We start from the raw sequence: 15,004 nt of genomic DNA, 5'->3' as shown, positions 1-15,004 counted from the left end.
TGCGAACGCCCGTGTACGCATATCTTCGAAGGTGGGCAAGTGCTCGGCCATTCTGGATCCCATCGTGGAAGTTAATGGGGGTGCCTGTCGGGGCCAGCGTATCTGCTGACCCCGACGGTTGTACTGCTTAGAAGGGGGGTTCGGAGTCGGGTCCGTTGCCCCATCCGCCGGCGGCGTTGCTGTTGGCCGGCACGGCCCAGGGATCATCCTGCGGGCCGGTCTGTGGCTGGTTGTTGCCGGTGCCCTGGAAGCCGTTCCCCTGGCCACCCTGGGTGCTGCGCTGCGTGCGGTTGACCTTGGCGTTGGCGTAGCGGAGTGAGGGGCCGATCTCGTCCACTTCGAGCTCGATCACGGTGCGCTTCTCGCCTTCCTTGGTTTCGTAGGACCGGGACTTCAGCCGCCCGGTGACGATGACGCGCATGCCCTTGGTCAGGGACTCTGCCACGTTCTCCGCTGCTTCCCGCCACACACTGGCCCGGAGGAAAAGAGTCTCGCCGTCCTTCCACTCATTAGACTGACGGTCGAAAGTCCTGGGCGTTGAAGCGATGGTGAAGTTCGCTACGGCCGACCCACTCGGAGTGAAGCGCAGCTCTGGATCTGATGTCAGGTTTCCAATGACAGTAATCGTGGTTTCGCCGGCCATGATGATTCCTTTTCCTCGTGTGCTGGTGATGTTCTCGGTGTCTGTTGTGGGTTCGCTCTGAGGTTCGGTCCCACCCGGCTCTTCGTGGGTGAGGTCGTTGAGTTGGTACTGGTTCGCAGTGTGTGCGTCCCAGAGCCCGCCTTCCCCGAGCGGGGCGCGGTTGATCGCCTCAAGGTACCGGTCATCCCCTGCCTTGTCTGGGACGGCGTAGAAGCCCTCGTACAGGTCCTCAATGCAGGGTTCCACGATGGCGGGTTTTACAACATAGGGTTCCACAATGTCGGGGTAGATCCTGCCGCTGGGGTTGACCTGCCGGAACAGGTCCACCTCCAACGGGATCCGTGGGCTGAGTTTGAACCCGATGACCGGGCGAAGTGTCGTCACGGTTCTCACGCCGCCTTGTGACTCATGGCCGCGTGGACGAGTTTGTCGCGGCGCAGGCCTGACCAGTGGTCCTGGTCGTCGGAGTTGTTCACGACGACGGGAGCCTGGGAGTAGCCGAGTTCGGCGGTGATGTACTCCAGCGCTGCCGGCACTTCGGTGATGTCCACGGTCGTGTAGGTGATGCCCTTGGAGTCGAAGTAGTCCTTCGTCTTCTCGCAGTTCGGGCAGTCGGGCTTGGTGTAGACCGTGTAAGCGGTGGGTGACGCAGTCATTTTCAGCACCTGGTTTCGTATCAAATGAGTTTCGTTCGTCTGGGTGACTTGCTACCTCAATTTTAGCAGTCATTCAACTGAATGAATAGGATTTTTACCCGCCCATTTAGGGGTTTTCATAAATGTTCTCCGAGTTTTTGATCAAGACAATTGTGCGCTCTATTCGCAAGACCTAGCGTCAGTCTCGGGGCCTTCCAAAAGGGTTGCAGCCACTCGTTCGCCGTTCGCATTACAAGAGAACAGGAGCTACTAGGTGACCCCATTCATCAAGACCGGGCTGAAGGTGGCAGGCGCCGTCGGCGCTCTGGTGCTGACGTTCGGCATCGGCGCCCAATCCACCTCCGCCAAGACCGTTGAGATCGAGAAGGTGGTGGAGAAGCCTGTCGATAGGGTCGTCACCAAGACCGTCGAGAAGGAGGTCACCCCTCAGACATGCCTTGACTTCATCCGACTGGCCGACGAGGCGTTTGGCTACGCCAGTGATGCGGAGGGCTACGGCAGGGAAGCCATCCAGGCAGCAGGGAAGCGGGACACGGCCGGCCTGCAGGCCTACATCGACCGCATGGACATCCTGACACCGAAGCTCACGGCGCTGGTTGGCCCCATCAATACCAACAGAATCGCGTGCAAATTAGGAGTCAAGTAAGTGACCGACACCGTCAAGACCCGGCAAACCCCCGCCGGAATGCAGTAGACGCTAAGACGAGTGACGCCGCCGGCGACTGTGGTCATTCCAGCAGGTTCGCCAGGATCTCAGCCCCCTGTGCCTTAGAAGCCAGCCCCCGAGAGTGGTTCCGTATTGGACCCAGCGGTGCCCCGCTGTGCATTCCTGTGTCGTCCCTGCTGAAGGAATGTCGACCATAGCGGTCCGGGTGCCGGCAGTGCATGGCGTGGACTATGGGAAAGGTGCCCGCACCGGGTTCTAGCGGTTCGTGATTTGAAAAGTAAGCAGGCTTGCTATTAGTTTGGTGTCAGCTTCTCCGCCTGCCCCCATCGGGCGGAGGGTGTCAGGAAGGCCTCGCGGTTCCAAGTGCTGCGGGGCTTTTCGCTATCCGCAGTTGCGCAGTAGATCCGAACGGCAGAGGGAGTGTGCAGTGGCTCAGGGCGATATCGAGACGTACTACGAAGACGGTTCATGGAAGAACAAGCGCGAGGGTACTGACCGCGCGTTCGGTGCCGGCTACGGCACCAAGGATGATGCGGTGACTGCCGGTCGGGCAGCGGCCCAGGCCGACAAGGTCGAGCACGTCATCAAGAACCAGGACGGCCAGATCAGCTCCAAGAACAGCTATGGCAACGATCCGAGGAATGTCCCGGGCTGAATTGACGCGGGGACTCGGGTTCCTGGTTAACCCGGAAAGGAGCCGGCATGTGCCGGCTCCTTTCGGGTTTCTCTGCAAGAAATCTGTGGTCAGTCTAGCTGACGTGGTGGCCGCGTTCCTGCACAGCGTCGTTGCTGCAGCGCGGCTCCTGTCCTAAATCCTGGGTGTTGCGATCACGGCGGTCCGCCGCTGGTGAGTGGGTACTGTGGTTCGCCCTGGGCGGCGGACCGCCCGACTTCTGGAAGGTTCCTGGCCTTCCTGTGGTGATCGGGTTGGGGCCTGTGCCGGGCGGGGTTCGGGAACCGCCACCCGGCACAGGCGCCGTGGTCTAACCGACCGACTCGGTCTTTTCGCCGCTGTCGATGATGATCTGCTCGACCTCGCTTGCCGTGTATCCCCAGAGGACCAGCTGGTTCAGGTAGTCCCGGTGGGTTTGGCTGGGTGAGCGCCACGAGTCTTTTTGGATGGTCTTTTCGTACCCGGCGCAGATCAGGGCAATCAGTGCGAAATCGGGTCGTGCGGTGGTTTTGGCAACGTGGTCTCTGAGCGGGTTCCATGCCCATTGGTTGGAGTCTTCGACCTTCACTCCGGCCATCTCGGCGGCGACCTTGCCCTCGTATCCGCTGGCGGTTTCGGCGTGGTGGGTGATCGCGTGAACGGTGAAGTACTGCCAGCCCTTGGGTGCCTGCTTCTTTGCCAGCAGGTTCTTGACCCATTCGCGGCGGACCACGGTAGCGGACTGCATCAGCTTGTTGTTCTCGATCAGGGTCTTCCGTTCGGCCTTCTGTTCCTCGGTCATGGGGCCTTTGGGAGCCGATGAGGTGCCGTAGCCGCTGTAATAGCGGAGCGTGAACCCGAGGTCTTTCCAGCCGGTGACGACGGCGACGGCGGAGTGCTCGCCGCGATAGTCCGTCTCGATGCAGACGGCGTTGCCGTCCTCGTCGGTGGCCGGTTCCCCGTCTGCCCTTTTCAGGGACGTGACGCGGAGTGTTTCGCTGTCCTCCCCGTACCCGCATTCGGGAACAACGATGGTTCCGGCTGCTTCGAGCTCGGCGGTGAGGGCGGCCAGTGCGGCGGCGCGGTCGCGCTTGTCGCGCAGCTGCTGGGTGACGTGCAGGAGCATGTCGGGTTCGTCCATGATGACGGACTCGAGCTCGGCAGTGGCTTCCTCGTCTGACTCAAATTCGGCCAGAATCAGGGCTTCTTCGATGGTGTATCCCTTGCCCAGGGCGGCGGCTCCGGTCTCGGTGGACTTGGCTTTCAGGGCGCTTTCGACAGTGGTCTTGGTCCGTCCGGTCTTCTTGGCGATCGCAGCCGCCGAGACGCCGATCAGGGACAGCTGGTGGTAGGCGTCGGCCTCGTCGGCTTCGGTCAGTTCGGCGCGCTGGATGTTCTCCACCACCTGCGTGACGATGCGTTCTGCTTCCTCGGGTGAGTCGATGATCATCACCGGGATCAGGGTCCGCTCTGCTTCGACGGCGGCCCGGGTTCGGCGCTGGCCCATCAGGACGTGCACGGTTCCGTCGTCCTTGCGGTGGGCGATCACGGGTTCCATCACGCCGTGTTCCTTGATGCTGGCGATGAAATCAGCAGTCAGGGCCGCGTCCTTGCGGACGTTGATATCGACGGTCAGGGTGGCGGGGTCGAGCATTTCGAGCGTGGGTGTTGCGGTCATGGTTTTTGTCCTTGCAGAGACGTGGGGGTGTCGGGGCGGCTCAGGTGACCGGCCAGCTTCCCTCTCCCCCCGTTGTTTTTTGGCTGCTGGCGAAGCTTGCGGAGCTGTGCCCGTGCAGGCCCGTCTACCCGTAAGGGCAAGACACGGAAAATCTTCGGAGGAAATCAGCGACGAAGGAGCGCCGGAGAAGACTTTTCCGGGGCGCAGGCCCCGGGAGGAACGACAGGGGCTAGAGGGGCCGGAACGGGCACGTACAATCCGAAGGACAGCAGCCAAAAAACGTCGTAGACACACAGGGCCGGGGGGTCCGGAGCTCTGCGACAGCACGCCCTGGACCCAACAGCCGGCCGCGCCAGCGGACGCCCGTCAACTGGTGGGAGCGCAGCGAAAACCAGGGCGAGCCCTGCGAGCATGCACTTCACTCCCTGGTCCACGGACAACCCAACCCGGCTCCCGCCCAGGCTTGCCGCCGGCGGCCGCCGCCGGGCACCTGGCCGTTGCGGGATTGGCGGTCCGCCGCCGGCAATCACCGACCCGGGCCAGCCACCTGCGGCGGACCGCCCGCCCACTCGAGGCGAACAGCACACCGCTACTTATGCGGCGCTGTCGGTCATTGCCAGGATCGCGCGGGTGGCTTCTTCCGTCTGTCGTTGCAGCTCCTTGATTTCCTGGTCTGCCGGGGCGGTTTCGCTCTTTTCGAACTGGACCTGCCATGTGTCCAGCGCTGAGAGCAGTTCGGGCGTGAAGGTCGAGTCTGCCCGGCCCTGCAGGCCGAAGTAGTAGATGGCATCCGTCATTCCCGGGCAGCCGATCGACGCTGCGGTGTCGGCCGCTTTGTCGCGTTGGCCTGCCTCGTAGTGGGCTTCGTAGTCGAAATCGCCGTCAGCATCCCAAAAATCAGTCATGGTCCTGTTTCCTTCTTCAAAAGCTGGGGCGGTGGCCGGGACGTTGGTCCCGGCCACCGGGTTGGGTCAGCTGGCGAGCAGTTCGGTCAGTTCGGCCGCGTCGGTGACCAGTGCCGCGCCTCCTTCTTTCAGGAGCCGGTGGCATCCTGCCGAGTTGGCGCTGTGGACGCTGCCGGGGACGGCGGCGACGTGCCGGGCAATGGTTTCGGCGTGGTGGGCCGTGTTCAGTGCCCCGGAGCGCCAGCGTGCTTCCACTACGCAGGTCACTCCGGCCAGCGCGGCGATGATGCGGTTTCTTTGGAGGAAGCGGTACCGGGTGGGTGCCGTTCCCGGGGGCAGCTCGGAGAGTGTGAGTCCGTTGGCGCGGATCGCGGCCGCGAGGTCTGCGTTCCCGGACGGGTAATCTCGGTCCAGTCCCCCCGCCAGGACGGCGATGGTGGCCGGACCGTTGCCGGCGCTTCCGGCCAGTGCCGCGCGGTGGGCGTGGGCATCGATGCCGTAGGCGAGTCCGGCGATGACGCAGATTCCACGCTGGGCGAGGCTGTAGGCGATGTCACCGGTGACGGCGGCGCCGTAGCTCGTGCAGTCCCGCGAGCCTGCCAGTGCCGCGCAGCTGGACGGGGCGGGGATCCCGTTGCCGATGTTGCCGCGGTACCAGAGGCCCAGGGGCGCGTCCGGGAGGTCATCCAGGCCGGTGGGCCAGTGCTCATCGCCGGGGATCAGGAAACCGCCGCCCAGGCGTTCGATGGTGGCCAGCTCCTTTTCCGGGTCCAGCTCCGGCACGCGGGGTGCCCAGTGCTTCAGCGCGTCGCCCAGTTCCTCAGGCGTCACGTCCGGGAGGGTGTGGTCGGGTTGGGCGCCGGTGGCGAGCCGCAGCGCGGCGTACGCGCCGAGCCTGCCGACAAGGCTCCGCCCAACCGTGTCGTTTGGTTCGAACAGGCGGGTCAGGGCTGCGCGTGCAATGCGATCGTTCATGGTTTTTGTCCTTGCAGAGACGTGGGGGGTGTCGGGGCGATCATGGTGACCGGCCAGCTTCCCTCTCCCCCGTTGTTTTTTGGCTGCTGGCGAAGCTTGCGGAGCTGTGCCCGTGGAGTCCCGTCTACCCGTAAGGGCAAGACACGGAAAATCTTCGGAGGAAATCAGCGACGCAGGAGCGCCGGAGAAGACTTTCCCGGGGCGCAGGCCCCGGGAGGAACGACAGGGGCTAGACGGGCCGGAACGGGCACGTACAATCCGAAGGACAGCAGCCAAAAAACGTCGAAGACGTAGAAAACAGGTGATGACGGGCAGGAGCTCTGCGACGGACCGGCAGCACCCAACAGCCGGCCGCGCCAGCGGACGCCCGATCTCATCTTTGGTGCTTTAGGCTGACTCTATGGATGACACCGGAAGAGCAACGCTCCTTTGGTCGCTGGGGGCCGCTGTTTTCTCTCTCATCGGCGTCTACACCGCACTGAGCTACAGCGGAGCCTGGTACTCCATCGTTTCGACCGTCCTGCTACTTCTTGCCGGCGCCGCCTTCGCTGCCCGGGCTGTTGTATCCCTGCGCGCCTCGGACACGTAGCTCGCCCGGAACATCAGAGGACCACCCATGAAGATCCTGGCCGTGGTGTTCACGGTTGCCGCCTGGGATCGCTGATGCTGGTTGCTGCGGACCTGCTCGTCGGGCGCCCGGCTGCCGGCGATGGTTTCATCGCCGTTCTTAACGGCTTTGTTGCCGTGATCCTATGGCGCCGGTTGTCGAAACAATCGCCGACATGACGAAGGGCCGGCCGCGTGCACGCCGCACGTGGCCGGCCCTTCCCTTGGTTTTGCCTCTGCAAAAGGAAGCTTGGCGCAGCGCCGGCGCTGCCGGTGTTTAGAAGTTGTGGTGTTCCTGGGCCCACTCAGTGTCCACAGGCCCGGTACTTTCGGGGCCCGCGGTGAGCAGGCTCAACTCGATGATGTCTTCGGCCAGGCTGGCGTTGGGGCCGGGCTTATCGTCCTCGGTCAGGATGTAGTCGGTTCCCATGATCGCGCTCCCCGGTCGGTGCCAGTGTTCTTGGTTTTCACTGTAACCGTGGTTTCTGCGCGTTCGCTGGGTTTGCTGGCTGCGCCCGCGCCAGCGTTAATGGGCGGCCGGGGGAGCGCAGCGGAGGAGGCCGCCCCGCCACAAGCGAAGGGGCCGGGCCGGGATCGTTTGGTGACCCGGCCCGGCCCCTTCCGCTGTTAGATAATACGGCGCCTGTAGGAGGTTTCGGCGTCGCGGACGACCTCGGCGACGGAGCCGCGGTTGATCAGTTCCCGGAGCAGCACAGCCAGCCGGAAACCGGGGACGTCCGCGGCCGCGTGCTTGAGGTAGCGGTCCGCCCGGGTGCCGTTGCCTTTGAGCCATTCCAGCCAGCCCATCAGGGTCAGCATCGGTGCGCGCTGCCCTGTCGGGACGACTTTCATCAACTCGAAGGCCAGGGCCTCGGCCCGGTCCACGCGGTTCCAGTCAGGCCGGGCGGTGAACTTGCCCAGCAGCACGTCGGCGAAGTTGCCGTTGTGGGTGGTGATGGTTTCGCGGAACAGGAAGTCCCGGACCATCTTGTGCTGGAACGCCGCCGCGATCTCCCGGGCCGTTTCCTGGTCAGGGTTTCCGGTGGAATCCAGCACCGTGGCCCACGCCGCGCACGCGGCCTCGATGTCCTCCTCGCTGCCTTCCGGCGCCTGGACCCGCAAGACCCAGGTGCCGAGCAGGGCGGGGTTGTAGACGTCGACGTCGGTGGCGGAACCGAAGTAGGTCAATGTTGCGTTGGCTTGGCTATCGGTGATCTGCGCCAGGGGGTTCTGCTCGTCGGTGCCGAACTCTGCCCAGTAGCCGGAGCTCACCAGCCAGACGTTGCGCACCGGCATCCGGGCGGCGGCCAACTCGTTCACCAGCGCCGCGACGTGCGCGGCGTAGGGGTAGCCGTAGCCCAGATCTTCGTCGGTGTAGACGATGACGTAGGCCGCGGTGGCCAGCTCATCGTTTGCGTGGCTGGTCAACCTCTGGGCGTAGGTGCCCGGCTCGACGTGTTCCGGTGCGTCCACCCGCAAGGTGGCGCCGAGGGACCCGGCGCGAGCGGTGAGGACCACGAACGATTCGACGGGCTTGACTCCGAGCAGGTGCGGGACGGTGGCGAGCAGGTCGGCGGGACCGGTGATGGTCAGTTTTTCAGTCATGGTTTTTGTCCTTGCAGAGACGTAGGGGTGTCGGGGCGATCATGGTGACCGGCCAGCTTCCCTCTCCCCCCGTTGTTTTTTGGCTGCTGGCGAAGCTTGCGGAGCTGTGCCCGTGCAGGCCCGTCTACCCGTAAGGGCAAGACACGGAAAATCTTCGGAGGAAATCAGCGACGAAGGAGCGCCGGAGAAGACTTTTCCGGGGCGCAGGCCCCGGGAGGAACGACAGGGGCTAGAGGGGCCGGAACGGGCACGTACAATCCGAAGGACAGCAGCCAAAAAACGTCGTAGACAAGAAGGGCCAGGGGGTCCGGAGCTCTGCGACGGCACGCCCTGGACCCAACAGCCGGCCGCGCCAGCGGACGCCCTTATCGGTGTGAGCCCTGGCGAACACCCTCCTCCCCCGCCACGAACAACCCAACGCGACTGCCAGCCAGGCTTGCCGCCGGCGGCCGCCGCCGCGCACCTGCTCCTGGCGCATGGCGGTCCGCCGCAGACGACCAGCAGTACGAGCCGGCCACGACGGCGGACCGCCCGCGATGACCGGCCCCGAAAGACCGGCCACCCCCGACCCTATTCGCGGCGGTCGTGGAGCGGGACGGCTCCGTAGTGTCCGGCTGCGCGGCGGAACCGGGCGTCACTGCTGAAGATGAACGTGCCGCCGAACATGTACCACGGGGCGGGTTCACCTGCCGCGGTGACCGGCTCGGCGTGGACCACGGTCTCACGATGGAAATGCTCATTTTTGACGAGTCGGACGGCGGGCCGTTCCTCGGTGGCCTCGAAAACCGGGTCGATGCCCTCGCCAATGACAGTTACTTCCATGACGCGGGCGGAGATGCCCAGGTTGGAGAAGTCCGTACCCAGGGCGTCGCGGTAGATCAGGGCGGTGATGCCCTTGGGGGCGGTGGTGTCGTTGCTCATGTGCTGGCTCCTTTGAAGTCGTTTGGGCTGTACTGCCCGGCTCGAGCCGGGCAGTACAGCGGTTGTCAGTGCTGGTTAGGCGGCATCCCGCACGACGTAGGGCATCCGGTACCGGCTGGGCAGTTCGGCGGCGGCCTCCGGCAGGTCTGCCGGGCCTCGGGCCTGCCCGTTCTTCCAGTGGAAGAATGCTTGCTCGGAGATCGCGTCCCACAGGCGGGCTTTCGTCCGGTAATAGGTGCATCTCACGTCACCCTCGCAGTAGGTGGCGATGCCGAACAGGTTGCCAATGCTGTCAGCGGTGCGGGTAACGGCGACCATGACGTAGGGCCACTGGCCCAGATCCCAGCCGTCACAGCCCCAGCTGGAGAGCACGGCCCAGCCGTGCTCTCCGATCAGTTCCATCCAGTCGTAGCCGCCGTTCATGTGGTAATCGCCCAGCACGGTCACGCCCTCGATGGTTTCCCCGGTGTCCGCGAGGATCACGGTCTTCTTGCTTACTGCGGTCATGGTTTTTGTCCTTGCAGAGACGTGGGGGTGTCGGGGCGGCTCAGGTGACCGGCCAGCTTCCCTTCTCCCCGTTGTTTTTTGGCTGCTGGCGAAGCTTGCGGAGCTGTGCCCGTGAAGTCCCGTCTACCCGTAAGGGCAAGACACGGAAAATCTTCGGAGGAAATCAGCGACGAAGGAGCGCCGGAAAAGACTTTTCCGGGACGCAGGCCCCGGGAGGAACGACAGGGGCTAGAGGGGCCGGAACGGGCACGTACAATCCGAAGGACAGCAGCCAAAAAACGTCGTAGACAAGATAGGGCCAGGGGGTCCGGAGCTCTGCGACAGCACGCCCTGGACCCAACAGCCGGCCGCGCCAGCGGACGCCCGTCAACTGGTGGGAGCGCAGCGGAAACCAGGGCGAGCCCTGCGAGCCTGCCTTCGTCCAGCAGGAGAGCTGCCTCTCGCGTAGGCTACGGCCTAGGCAATTTTTGGGGGAATCAATGAACGTCGGGCCGAGCTTTGGCATCCTGGCCGTGCTCTACATCATCGTGATGGCCGTGCTGATCGGTTTGGCGATCTACGTCCTGATTTTGGTCATCACGTTTCTCCGGCTGCGGATCGCGGAGCTGAAGCGGACCGCGCCGCCGAAGGGATCCTCAGGAGAACTATGACTGAGGCCCGGCGCGCAGCACCCGACCCGGGGTTTGTCCGGCAGTACCGGCAAGGTACGCCGGCATCGAAGATCGCGACCGCGGCCGGCGTCGCGGAAACTACTGTCCGTTACCACCTGCAGATCGCCGCGAGGGAAGATCCGCGCATCCGGGACGAACACCAGGCGGCGTTGGCCCCTGCAACCCCTCGGACAACCGAAGCTGGCCTGCGAAACCTGGCCGATGTGCTTGAGTTCCATGAGGCCCACGGCCGGCTGCCGGTCAGTCACGGGAAGACGGCGCGGGAGCGTGCGCTGGCGGCGTGGCTGGCAAACCGCCGCCGGCAGTCTGCCGAGGGAGGCCTCTCCCGCACCTACCGTGATGCCCTGGCGGTGATTCCCGGATGGGACAAGCCCTCGACCCGCAAGGCAGAGGACGATGAGCGGTGGCAGCAGCGGTTGGAGGAGCTCCAAAAGGTCAGGGCCGCCGGCGGTGACTGGCCCCGGCACCAGAAGACGGAGGACCCCCACGAACGCACGCTGGGTGTGTGGCTGCACGGGCAGCGCATCGACTACCGCGCCGGCAGGATGGACCCGGCCAAAGAGCAGAAGCTGAACAATCTCCTGCCCGGCTGGCGGGAAGGCAGAGGGCACCGAGGTGGCCGGAGACGGATACATCCCCAAACATAGGCCTGTCCAGTTCCCTGCGATCTAAGCGCCGGCTACAGGTAGATGACCCCGAAGGCAACGATCAGCGGTCTTGTATGGAGAGCAACCCAGCCACATGTAGGGCAGGAAAAGTCTCTTACAGGCCGCAGCGAAGCGCAGGACAGGTTCCTGGTTAATGGCGCTTTGTCCTGACCGTGCTGATTCGATCGGCACCGCAGTTGTTCCTGCGGCGGGTGTGGGATGATCGAAGCTGTAAGCAGCAGGATGTTTACATCCAGAGGGTCCGCGTTCTTTGAACGAGGGCCCTCTGCTGCTTCCCGAGCGTGTCTGAGAAACCCCTTTCCCGGCGTGGTGTCTAGGGTCGAGGCATGGAAAGGGACGTATCCGGGGAGCTGAAAGGGCAGACGTCGATCAACGAGCTGCTCGACGAGCCCGTGGGCGATGTCCCCGTCCAGCTTGCGCTGCCCATTCTGGTTCAGGTGAGGCCGGGCCACTTCCGGCGCGTGTCCTGATTCCGCTGCCCCGCCAGGACCGGCTGCCGTCTGTTTCGGAACCGGACCGGCCTACCCGCAGGTGGCCAGGATGCCCGCGATCGCGTCGTGCTCGGCCTGGGTGACCCACAGGTTGTACTTGGCTTTAACACCCACTTGCTTGGTGACGTATTCGCAGCGGAACGTCTTGTTCGGGGGCAGCCATGTGGCGGCGTCCTTATCCCCCTTGGCGCTGTTGGTTGCCCCGTCGGCGGCCATGAGGTTCAGGGGGTCGTTGGCGAGTTCTTTGCGCTGGTCAGCGCTGAATTGCTGGGCGCCCTTTTGCCAGGCGTCGGACAAAGGGACGATGTGGTCGATCTGCACCCCGGAGCTGGTGTCCTGGCCACGGACGAACTTGATGGTCGTCCCGGTGTACTTGTCAGCCAACGTGCCTGTAGTGACGGCGCAGTTGTTGGTGCCGGGCTTGAAGGTCTCGCCGATGAGGTCCCGAGCGAGGATGTCGTTGCGGGTGTCGCAGCCGTTGTGGTCCGTGTCGGACCAGGCCGGTCCGAACTCGTCCCGGCTGTAGCCGGTCTTCGGCGCCCGGCCCTTGACCGGGATGCTGCCCAGCACAGCGATGGCCTTTGCGGCGTCACCGGCAGCAACCGGGTCGGCCGGGCCAGGAGATCCGGACGCAATGCCGGGACCAGACTCCATGGCCTCAAGAGCCTGGGCGGCAGCGTCGCAGCCAGCCACGGATCCTGCCAGCAGCAGGGCGGTAACGGCGGCCAGGGTCTTGGTGGCAGTGTGAGTGATCTTCATGGTCCTTCATCGATACGTCGGTGAAGATTCACGCTACCGGCGCCTACCGACAGACAAGGGAAGCCACCGTGATGGTGCCTGTCACACCCTGCTGCCGCACGGCACGCACGTTCTGAGATGGCCGCCTGCGACATCAGCGGTTCACCGCAGTTGCCTTTCCTGCACCGTCTCGTTTTCGAATGGGCGGCTCCCCCGCTGCCCCGCACACAAGTCGCCCTTGGCCGCTGTCCATGATTGGGGGCAATTCGGGTTATCCACGGCTGGAAATGTTGGGAGCCAGTCGGGAAGCTCCCTTCGGCAGCCGTAGCGGTGGATAACGCGAACAGAATTGTCCCCGGTTGTGGGCAGCGGCCCCGCCCGAGACCTCCCGGTCATCCTGCGGCCAGTGCGACATGGTGGGAAATCCCATTGTCAGCCCTGACGCGTACACTGAACTAATCGAACATATTTTCGAATAAAGGTGTGTTGTGGGCATTATCGTGGGTCCCCGTGTGATAGATGCGGGCGTTTCATTGTTGTCGGTTCTGGTCTCTCCGGTGCCGGTCGCGGCGGGCTTCCCGTCGCCGGCACAGGACTACTTTGATGGCCGAATCGACCTCAACGCGCACCTGATCAAGGACGTCACCAGCACCTACGTCGTGCGGGTGTCCGGAGAGTCCATGGAGGGCGCCGGGATCAGCGACGGCGACGAGCTCATTGTGAACCGGGCGCTGGAACCGCACGACGGGTGTGTGGTCGTCGCGGTCCTGGACGGGGAACTGACCATCAAGCGGCTGCGCATCACCACCACGGGGGTGGTGCTGCAGGCGGAGAACCCCGCGTACCCGGACCTCGAAGTGCCGGCCCTGTCCGACCTGGTCATTTGGGGCGTCGCAACGCGATGCCTCCACCACGTTTAGGGCCAGCGATGTCTAAACCGGCGTTAATGCGGCACATGCCGCAGATCGCGCCACGTGGACGTGAACTGTTTCTACGCCTCCGCGGAGCGGGCGTTCAACCCTTCCCTGGAAGGCAAGCCCGTGATCGTGCTGTCCAACAACGACGGCTGCGCGGTCACCCGCTCCCCCGAAGCCAAAGCCCTCGGCATCGCGATGGGTGAATCCTGGTTCAAGCTCGCCCTCAGGGCCAAGGAATGGGGCCTCGTCGCACTCTCCAGCAACTACGAGCTCTACGGGGACATCAGCGCCCGAGTGATGGAGCTGCTGGGCCGGTACTCGGCCTGGCTGGAGGTCTACAGCATCGACGAAGCCTTCCTCGGCGTCAAAGGAACCCCTGCCGAGCTTTTAGCGCTGGGCCGGTCCATGAAATCCGCCGTCCGGCGGAACGTCGGCGTGCCGGTCTGTGTCGGGATCGCGCCGACGAAGACCCTGGCGAAGCTGGCCAACAAGTGGGCGAAGAACAACAAGGCCTTCGCTGGGGTGTGCCACTGGGACTCCATCCCCGCATCGGAGCGGGAGGCATTGCTGGGCCGGCTTTCCGTCGAGGAGGTGTGGGGCATCGCCGGACGGCTGACCAGGCGGCTGAACGTGATGGGCATCTTCACCATCGCCGATCTGGTCCGGGCCGACCCGGTCGCGATCCGCGACAAGTTCTCAGTCGTGCTGATGCGAACCGTCCTGGAACTGCAGGGAACCCCCTGCATCCCCATGGAAGAAGAACGGATCGGGCGGGACCAGTTGATTTTCTCCCGCTCGTTCGCCAAACCCATCACCACGGCCGCGGGGATCCGGCAGGTGATGAGCGTCTACGGGCAGCAGGCATCAGCACGTCTGGCCAAACGCGGGCTGCAGGCCAAGGTCCTCACCGCGTTCGCCGGCACCTCGCACTTCAATCCCAAAGACACCTCCTACCCCTCCGTCTGTGTGCCGTTGCCGATGCCGACCGCTGACCCGGTGATTCTCACCAAAGCCGGCCATGCTCTCCTGCCCCGGATTGTCGAGGGCGTCCGGTACGCCCGGGCCGGGATCATGGTCACCGACCTGCGCCCCACCGGGAACCAGGCACCCCTGTCCCTGTTCGAAAACCCGCACGAGGAACGCCACATCGGAACCCTGCTGGAGGACGTCACCCGACGGTACGGGCGTGGCTCCATCGGCCTGGGCCACGGCGGGATCCGGGGCGGGCCGGACTGGACCATGAAACGGGACATGCTCTCCCCCAGATACACCACCCACTGGGACGAACTCCCCCTCGTCAAAGCCGCCTAACCACCACACCCCAGCACCACCAGAAAGAATCACCTGCGATGACCGTCACCACTGAAGCCCCTACCCTCAACACCCCGGTTGACGTCCGGTTCGCCAAGGCCGGCACTCCCCTGGCCGTCCGCTACGACGGACGTATCTGGGCCGTCACCGAAGAACCGGTCCACTGGTTCGCCAGGGACTCATGGTGGGAAACCCGCCGAAGCGTCCCCGTAGGCGTCGGGAACGTCGTTGACATCGAACACTGGCGTGTTCAGGTTCGCCTGGGCGGGTCAGACTCGCCCCTGCGGACCTTTGAACTGCGCCGCGAACCCCTCGCTGAGCAGTGGCTGCTGGAGTCCATCAATGACGGCTCCTAAAGGCCCTGCTCCCGTCCTCCAGGACAGCCGTGCACTG

At 64.4% G+C, this 15,004-nt stretch carries 18 protein-coding genes and 1 pseudogene; 9 read left to right on the top strand and 10 right to left on the bottom strand.

Annotation, left to right across the window (positions count from 1 at the left end):
• Positions 1-127: 127 nt before the first annotated feature.
• Positions 128-1,027 carry a single-stranded DNA-binding protein gene (locus FBY31_RS23500; RefSeq protein WP_235013242.1) on the bottom strand — a complete coding sequence of 300 codons (900 nt, stop codon included), beginning with the start codon at positions 1,025-1,027 and terminating at the stop codon, positions 128-130.
• Between the two features lie 5 nt (positions 1,028-1,032).
• Positions 1,033-1,299 (bottom strand): glutaredoxin family protein, encoded by a 267-nt coding sequence (locus FBY31_RS21595; protein ID WP_142045767.1) that lies wholly within the window; start codon positions 1,297-1,299, stop codon positions 1,033-1,035.
• 253 nt (positions 1,300-1,552) lie between these two features.
• On the opposite strand from FBY31_RS21595, the gene FBY31_RS21590 reads away from it, so the two are divergent.
• Together FBY31_RS21590 and FBY31_RS21585 are read left to right on the top strand one after the other, a co-directional pair.
• A complete protein-coding gene (locus FBY31_RS21590; RefSeq protein WP_142045765.1) occupies positions 1,553-1,945 on the top strand; it encodes a hypothetical protein in 393 nt (130 codons plus the stop codon).
• A 448-nt stretch (positions 1,946-2,393) separates the two neighbouring features.
• Positions 2,394-2,621, top strand: coding sequence for a DUF2188 domain-containing protein (locus FBY31_RS21585; RefSeq protein ID WP_142045763.1), 228 nt, complete (start codon positions 2,394-2,396; stop codon positions 2,619-2,621).
• Positions 2,622-2,949: 328 nt separating this feature from the next.
• Here the strand turns inward: FBY31_RS21585 and FBY31_RS21580 are convergent, their stop codons facing one another.
• From FBY31_RS21580 to dprA, 3 genes are all read right to left on the bottom strand, one after another.
• Positions 2,950-4,296 carry a ParB/RepB/Spo0J family partition protein gene (locus tag FBY31_RS21580; protein ID WP_142045761.1) on the bottom strand — a complete coding sequence of 449 codons (1,347 nt, stop codon included), beginning with the start codon at positions 4,294-4,296 and terminating at the stop codon, positions 2,950-2,952.
• A gap of 593 nt (positions 4,297-4,889) precedes the next feature.
• Positions 4,890-5,201, bottom strand: a complete 312-nt coding sequence (locus FBY31_RS21575; protein WP_142045759.1) for a hypothetical protein — start codon at positions 5,199-5,201, stop codon at positions 4,890-4,892.
• Positions 5,202-5,267: 66 nt separating this feature from the next.
• Entirely contained in the window at positions 5,268-6,176 is a 909-nt protein-coding gene (dprA, locus tag FBY31_RS21570) for a DNA-processing protein DprA (protein ID WP_142045757.1), read from the bottom strand.
• A 400-nt stretch (positions 6,177-6,576) separates the two neighbouring features.
• Between dprA and FBY31_RS21565 the strand changes: the two genes are divergently transcribed.
• Positions 6,577-6,765, top strand: coding sequence for a hypothetical protein (locus tag FBY31_RS21565; protein ID WP_142045755.1), 189 nt, complete (start codon positions 6,577-6,579; stop codon positions 6,763-6,765).
• Between the two features lie 294 nt (positions 6,766-7,059).
• Here the strand turns inward: FBY31_RS21565 and FBY31_RS23135 are convergent, their stop codons facing one another.
• The 4 genes from FBY31_RS23135 to FBY31_RS21545 all read right to left on the bottom strand — a co-directional run bounded on the left by FBY31_RS23135 (position 7,060) and on the right by FBY31_RS21545 (position 9,815).
• Positions 7,060-7,212: a hypothetical protein gene (locus FBY31_RS23135; protein WP_200833492.1), complete on the bottom strand. Its 153-nt coding sequence runs from the start codon at positions 7,210-7,212 to the stop codon at positions 7,060-7,062.
• A gap of 197 nt (positions 7,213-7,409) precedes the next feature.
• Complete coding sequence (locus tag FBY31_RS21555; protein ID WP_142045753.1) at positions 7,410-8,387, bottom strand: DUF4192 domain-containing protein; 978 nt, start codon at positions 8,385-8,387, stop codon at positions 7,410-7,412.
• A 570-nt stretch (positions 8,388-8,957) separates the two neighbouring features.
• Positions 8,958-9,308: a hypothetical protein gene (locus tag FBY31_RS21550; protein WP_142045751.1), complete on the bottom strand. Its 351-nt coding sequence runs from the start codon at positions 9,306-9,308 to the stop codon at positions 8,958-8,960.
• A 75-nt stretch (positions 9,309-9,383) separates the two neighbouring features.
• A complete protein-coding gene (locus FBY31_RS21545; protein WP_142045749.1) occupies positions 9,384-9,815 on the bottom strand; it encodes a hypothetical protein in 432 nt (143 codons plus the stop codon).
• Between the two features lie 479 nt (positions 9,816-10,294).
• Between FBY31_RS21545 and FBY31_RS23130 the strand changes: the two genes are divergently transcribed.
• From FBY31_RS23130 to FBY31_RS22905, 3 genes are all read left to right on the top strand, one after another.
• Complete coding sequence (locus FBY31_RS23130; RefSeq protein WP_200833491.1) at positions 10,295-10,465, top strand: hypothetical protein; 171 nt, start codon at positions 10,295-10,297, stop codon at positions 10,463-10,465.
• Positions 10,462-11,133 carry a helicase associated domain-containing protein gene (locus tag FBY31_RS21540; RefSeq protein ID WP_142045747.1) on the top strand — a complete coding sequence of 224 codons (672 nt, stop codon included), beginning with the start codon at positions 10,462-10,464 and terminating at the stop codon, positions 11,131-11,133. Before FBY31_RS23130 ends, FBY31_RS21540 begins: the two co-directional genes overlap by 4 nt.
• A 347-nt stretch (positions 11,134-11,480) precedes the next feature.
• Positions 11,481-11,624 carry a hypothetical protein gene (locus tag FBY31_RS22905; protein ID WP_160142501.1) on the top strand — a complete coding sequence of 48 codons (144 nt, stop codon included), beginning with the start codon at positions 11,481-11,483 and terminating at the stop codon, positions 11,622-11,624.
• A gap of 51 nt (positions 11,625-11,675) precedes the next feature.
• Here the strand turns inward: FBY31_RS22905 and FBY31_RS21535 are convergent, their stop codons facing one another.
• A complete protein-coding gene (locus FBY31_RS21535) occupies positions 11,676-12,404 on the bottom strand; it encodes an HNH endonuclease family protein (protein WP_200833490.1) in 729 nt (242 codons plus the stop codon).
• Positions 12,405-12,871: 467 nt separating this feature from the next.
• Between FBY31_RS21535 and FBY31_RS21530 the strand changes: the two genes are divergently transcribed.
• The 3 genes and pseudogenes from FBY31_RS21530 (at position 12,872) to FBY31_RS21520 (ending at position 14,967) form a co-directional block, all read left to right on the top strand.
• Positions 12,872-13,303 (top strand): LexA family protein, encoded by a 432-nt coding sequence (locus tag FBY31_RS21530; protein WP_142045746.1) that lies wholly within the window; start codon positions 12,872-12,874, stop codon positions 13,301-13,303.
• Positions 13,304-13,311: 8 nt separating this feature from the next.
• Positions 13,312-14,611, top strand: a pseudogene (locus FBY31_RS21525) (Y-family DNA polymerase).
• 38 nt (positions 14,612-14,649) lie between these two features.
• Complete coding sequence (locus FBY31_RS21520; protein ID WP_142045742.1) at positions 14,650-14,967, top strand: hypothetical protein; 318 nt, start codon at positions 14,650-14,652, stop codon at positions 14,965-14,967.
• Positions 14,968-15,004 lie beyond the last annotated feature (37 nt).

This window comes from Arthrobacter sp. SLBN-100 (genome assembly GCF_006715305.1).
Classification (GTDB): domain Bacteria; phylum Actinomycetota; class Actinomycetes; order Actinomycetales; family Micrococcaceae; genus Arthrobacter.
The sequence above is the reverse complement of the archived record's forward strand: the minus strand, read 5'-3'. Positions and strand labels throughout refer to the sequence as shown.

Excerpts from the sequence above, each read along its gene's own strand:
- FBY31_RS21595 (WP_142045767.1), bottom strand. The coding sequence starts at position 1,299 with ATGACTGCGTCACCCACCGCTTACACGGTCTACACCAAGCCCGACTGC.
- FBY31_RS21580 (WP_142045761.1), bottom strand. The coding sequence starts at position 4,296 with ATGACCGCAACACCCACGCTCGAAATGCTCGACCCCGCCACCCTGACC.
- FBY31_RS21575 (WP_142045759.1), bottom strand. The coding sequence starts at position 5,201 with ATGACTGATTTTTGGGATGCTGACGGCGATTTCGACTACGAAGCCCAC.
- dprA (WP_142045757.1), bottom strand. The coding sequence starts at position 6,176 with ATGAACGATCGCATTGCACGCGCAGCCCTGACCCGCCTGTTCGAACCA.
- FBY31_RS21565 (WP_142045755.1), top strand. The coding sequence starts at position 6,577 with ATGGATGACACCGGAAGAGCAACGCTCCTTTGGTCGCTGGGGGCCGCT.
- FBY31_RS23135 (WP_200833492.1), bottom strand. The coding sequence starts at position 7,212 with ATGGGAACCGACTACATCCTGACCGAGGACGATAAGCCCGGCCCCAAC.
- FBY31_RS21555 (WP_142045753.1), bottom strand. The coding sequence starts at position 8,387 with ATGACTGAAAAACTGACCATCACCGGTCCCGCCGACCTGCTCGCCACC.
- FBY31_RS21550 (WP_142045751.1), bottom strand. The coding sequence starts at position 9,308 with ATGAGCAACGACACCACCGCCCCCAAGGGCATCACCGCCCTGATCTAC.
- FBY31_RS21545 (WP_142045749.1), bottom strand. The coding sequence starts at position 9,815 with ATGACCGCAGTAAGCAAGAAGACCGTGATCCTCGCGGACACCGGGGAA.
- FBY31_RS23130 (WP_200833491.1), top strand. The coding sequence starts at position 10,295 with ATGAACGTCGGGCCGAGCTTTGGCATCCTGGCCGTGCTCTACATCATC.
- FBY31_RS21540 (WP_142045747.1), top strand. The coding sequence starts at position 10,462 with ATGACTGAGGCCCGGCGCGCAGCACCCGACCCGGGGTTTGTCCGGCAG.
- FBY31_RS22905 (WP_160142501.1), top strand. The coding sequence starts at position 11,481 with ATGGAAAGGGACGTATCCGGGGAGCTGAAAGGGCAGACGTCGATCAAC.
- FBY31_RS21535 (WP_200833490.1), bottom strand. The coding sequence starts at position 12,404 with ATGAAGATCACTCACACTGCCACCAAGACCCTGGCCGCCGTTACCGCC.
- FBY31_RS21520 (WP_142045742.1), top strand. The coding sequence starts at position 14,650 with ATGACCGTCACCACTGAAGCCCCTACCCTCAACACCCCGGTTGACGTC.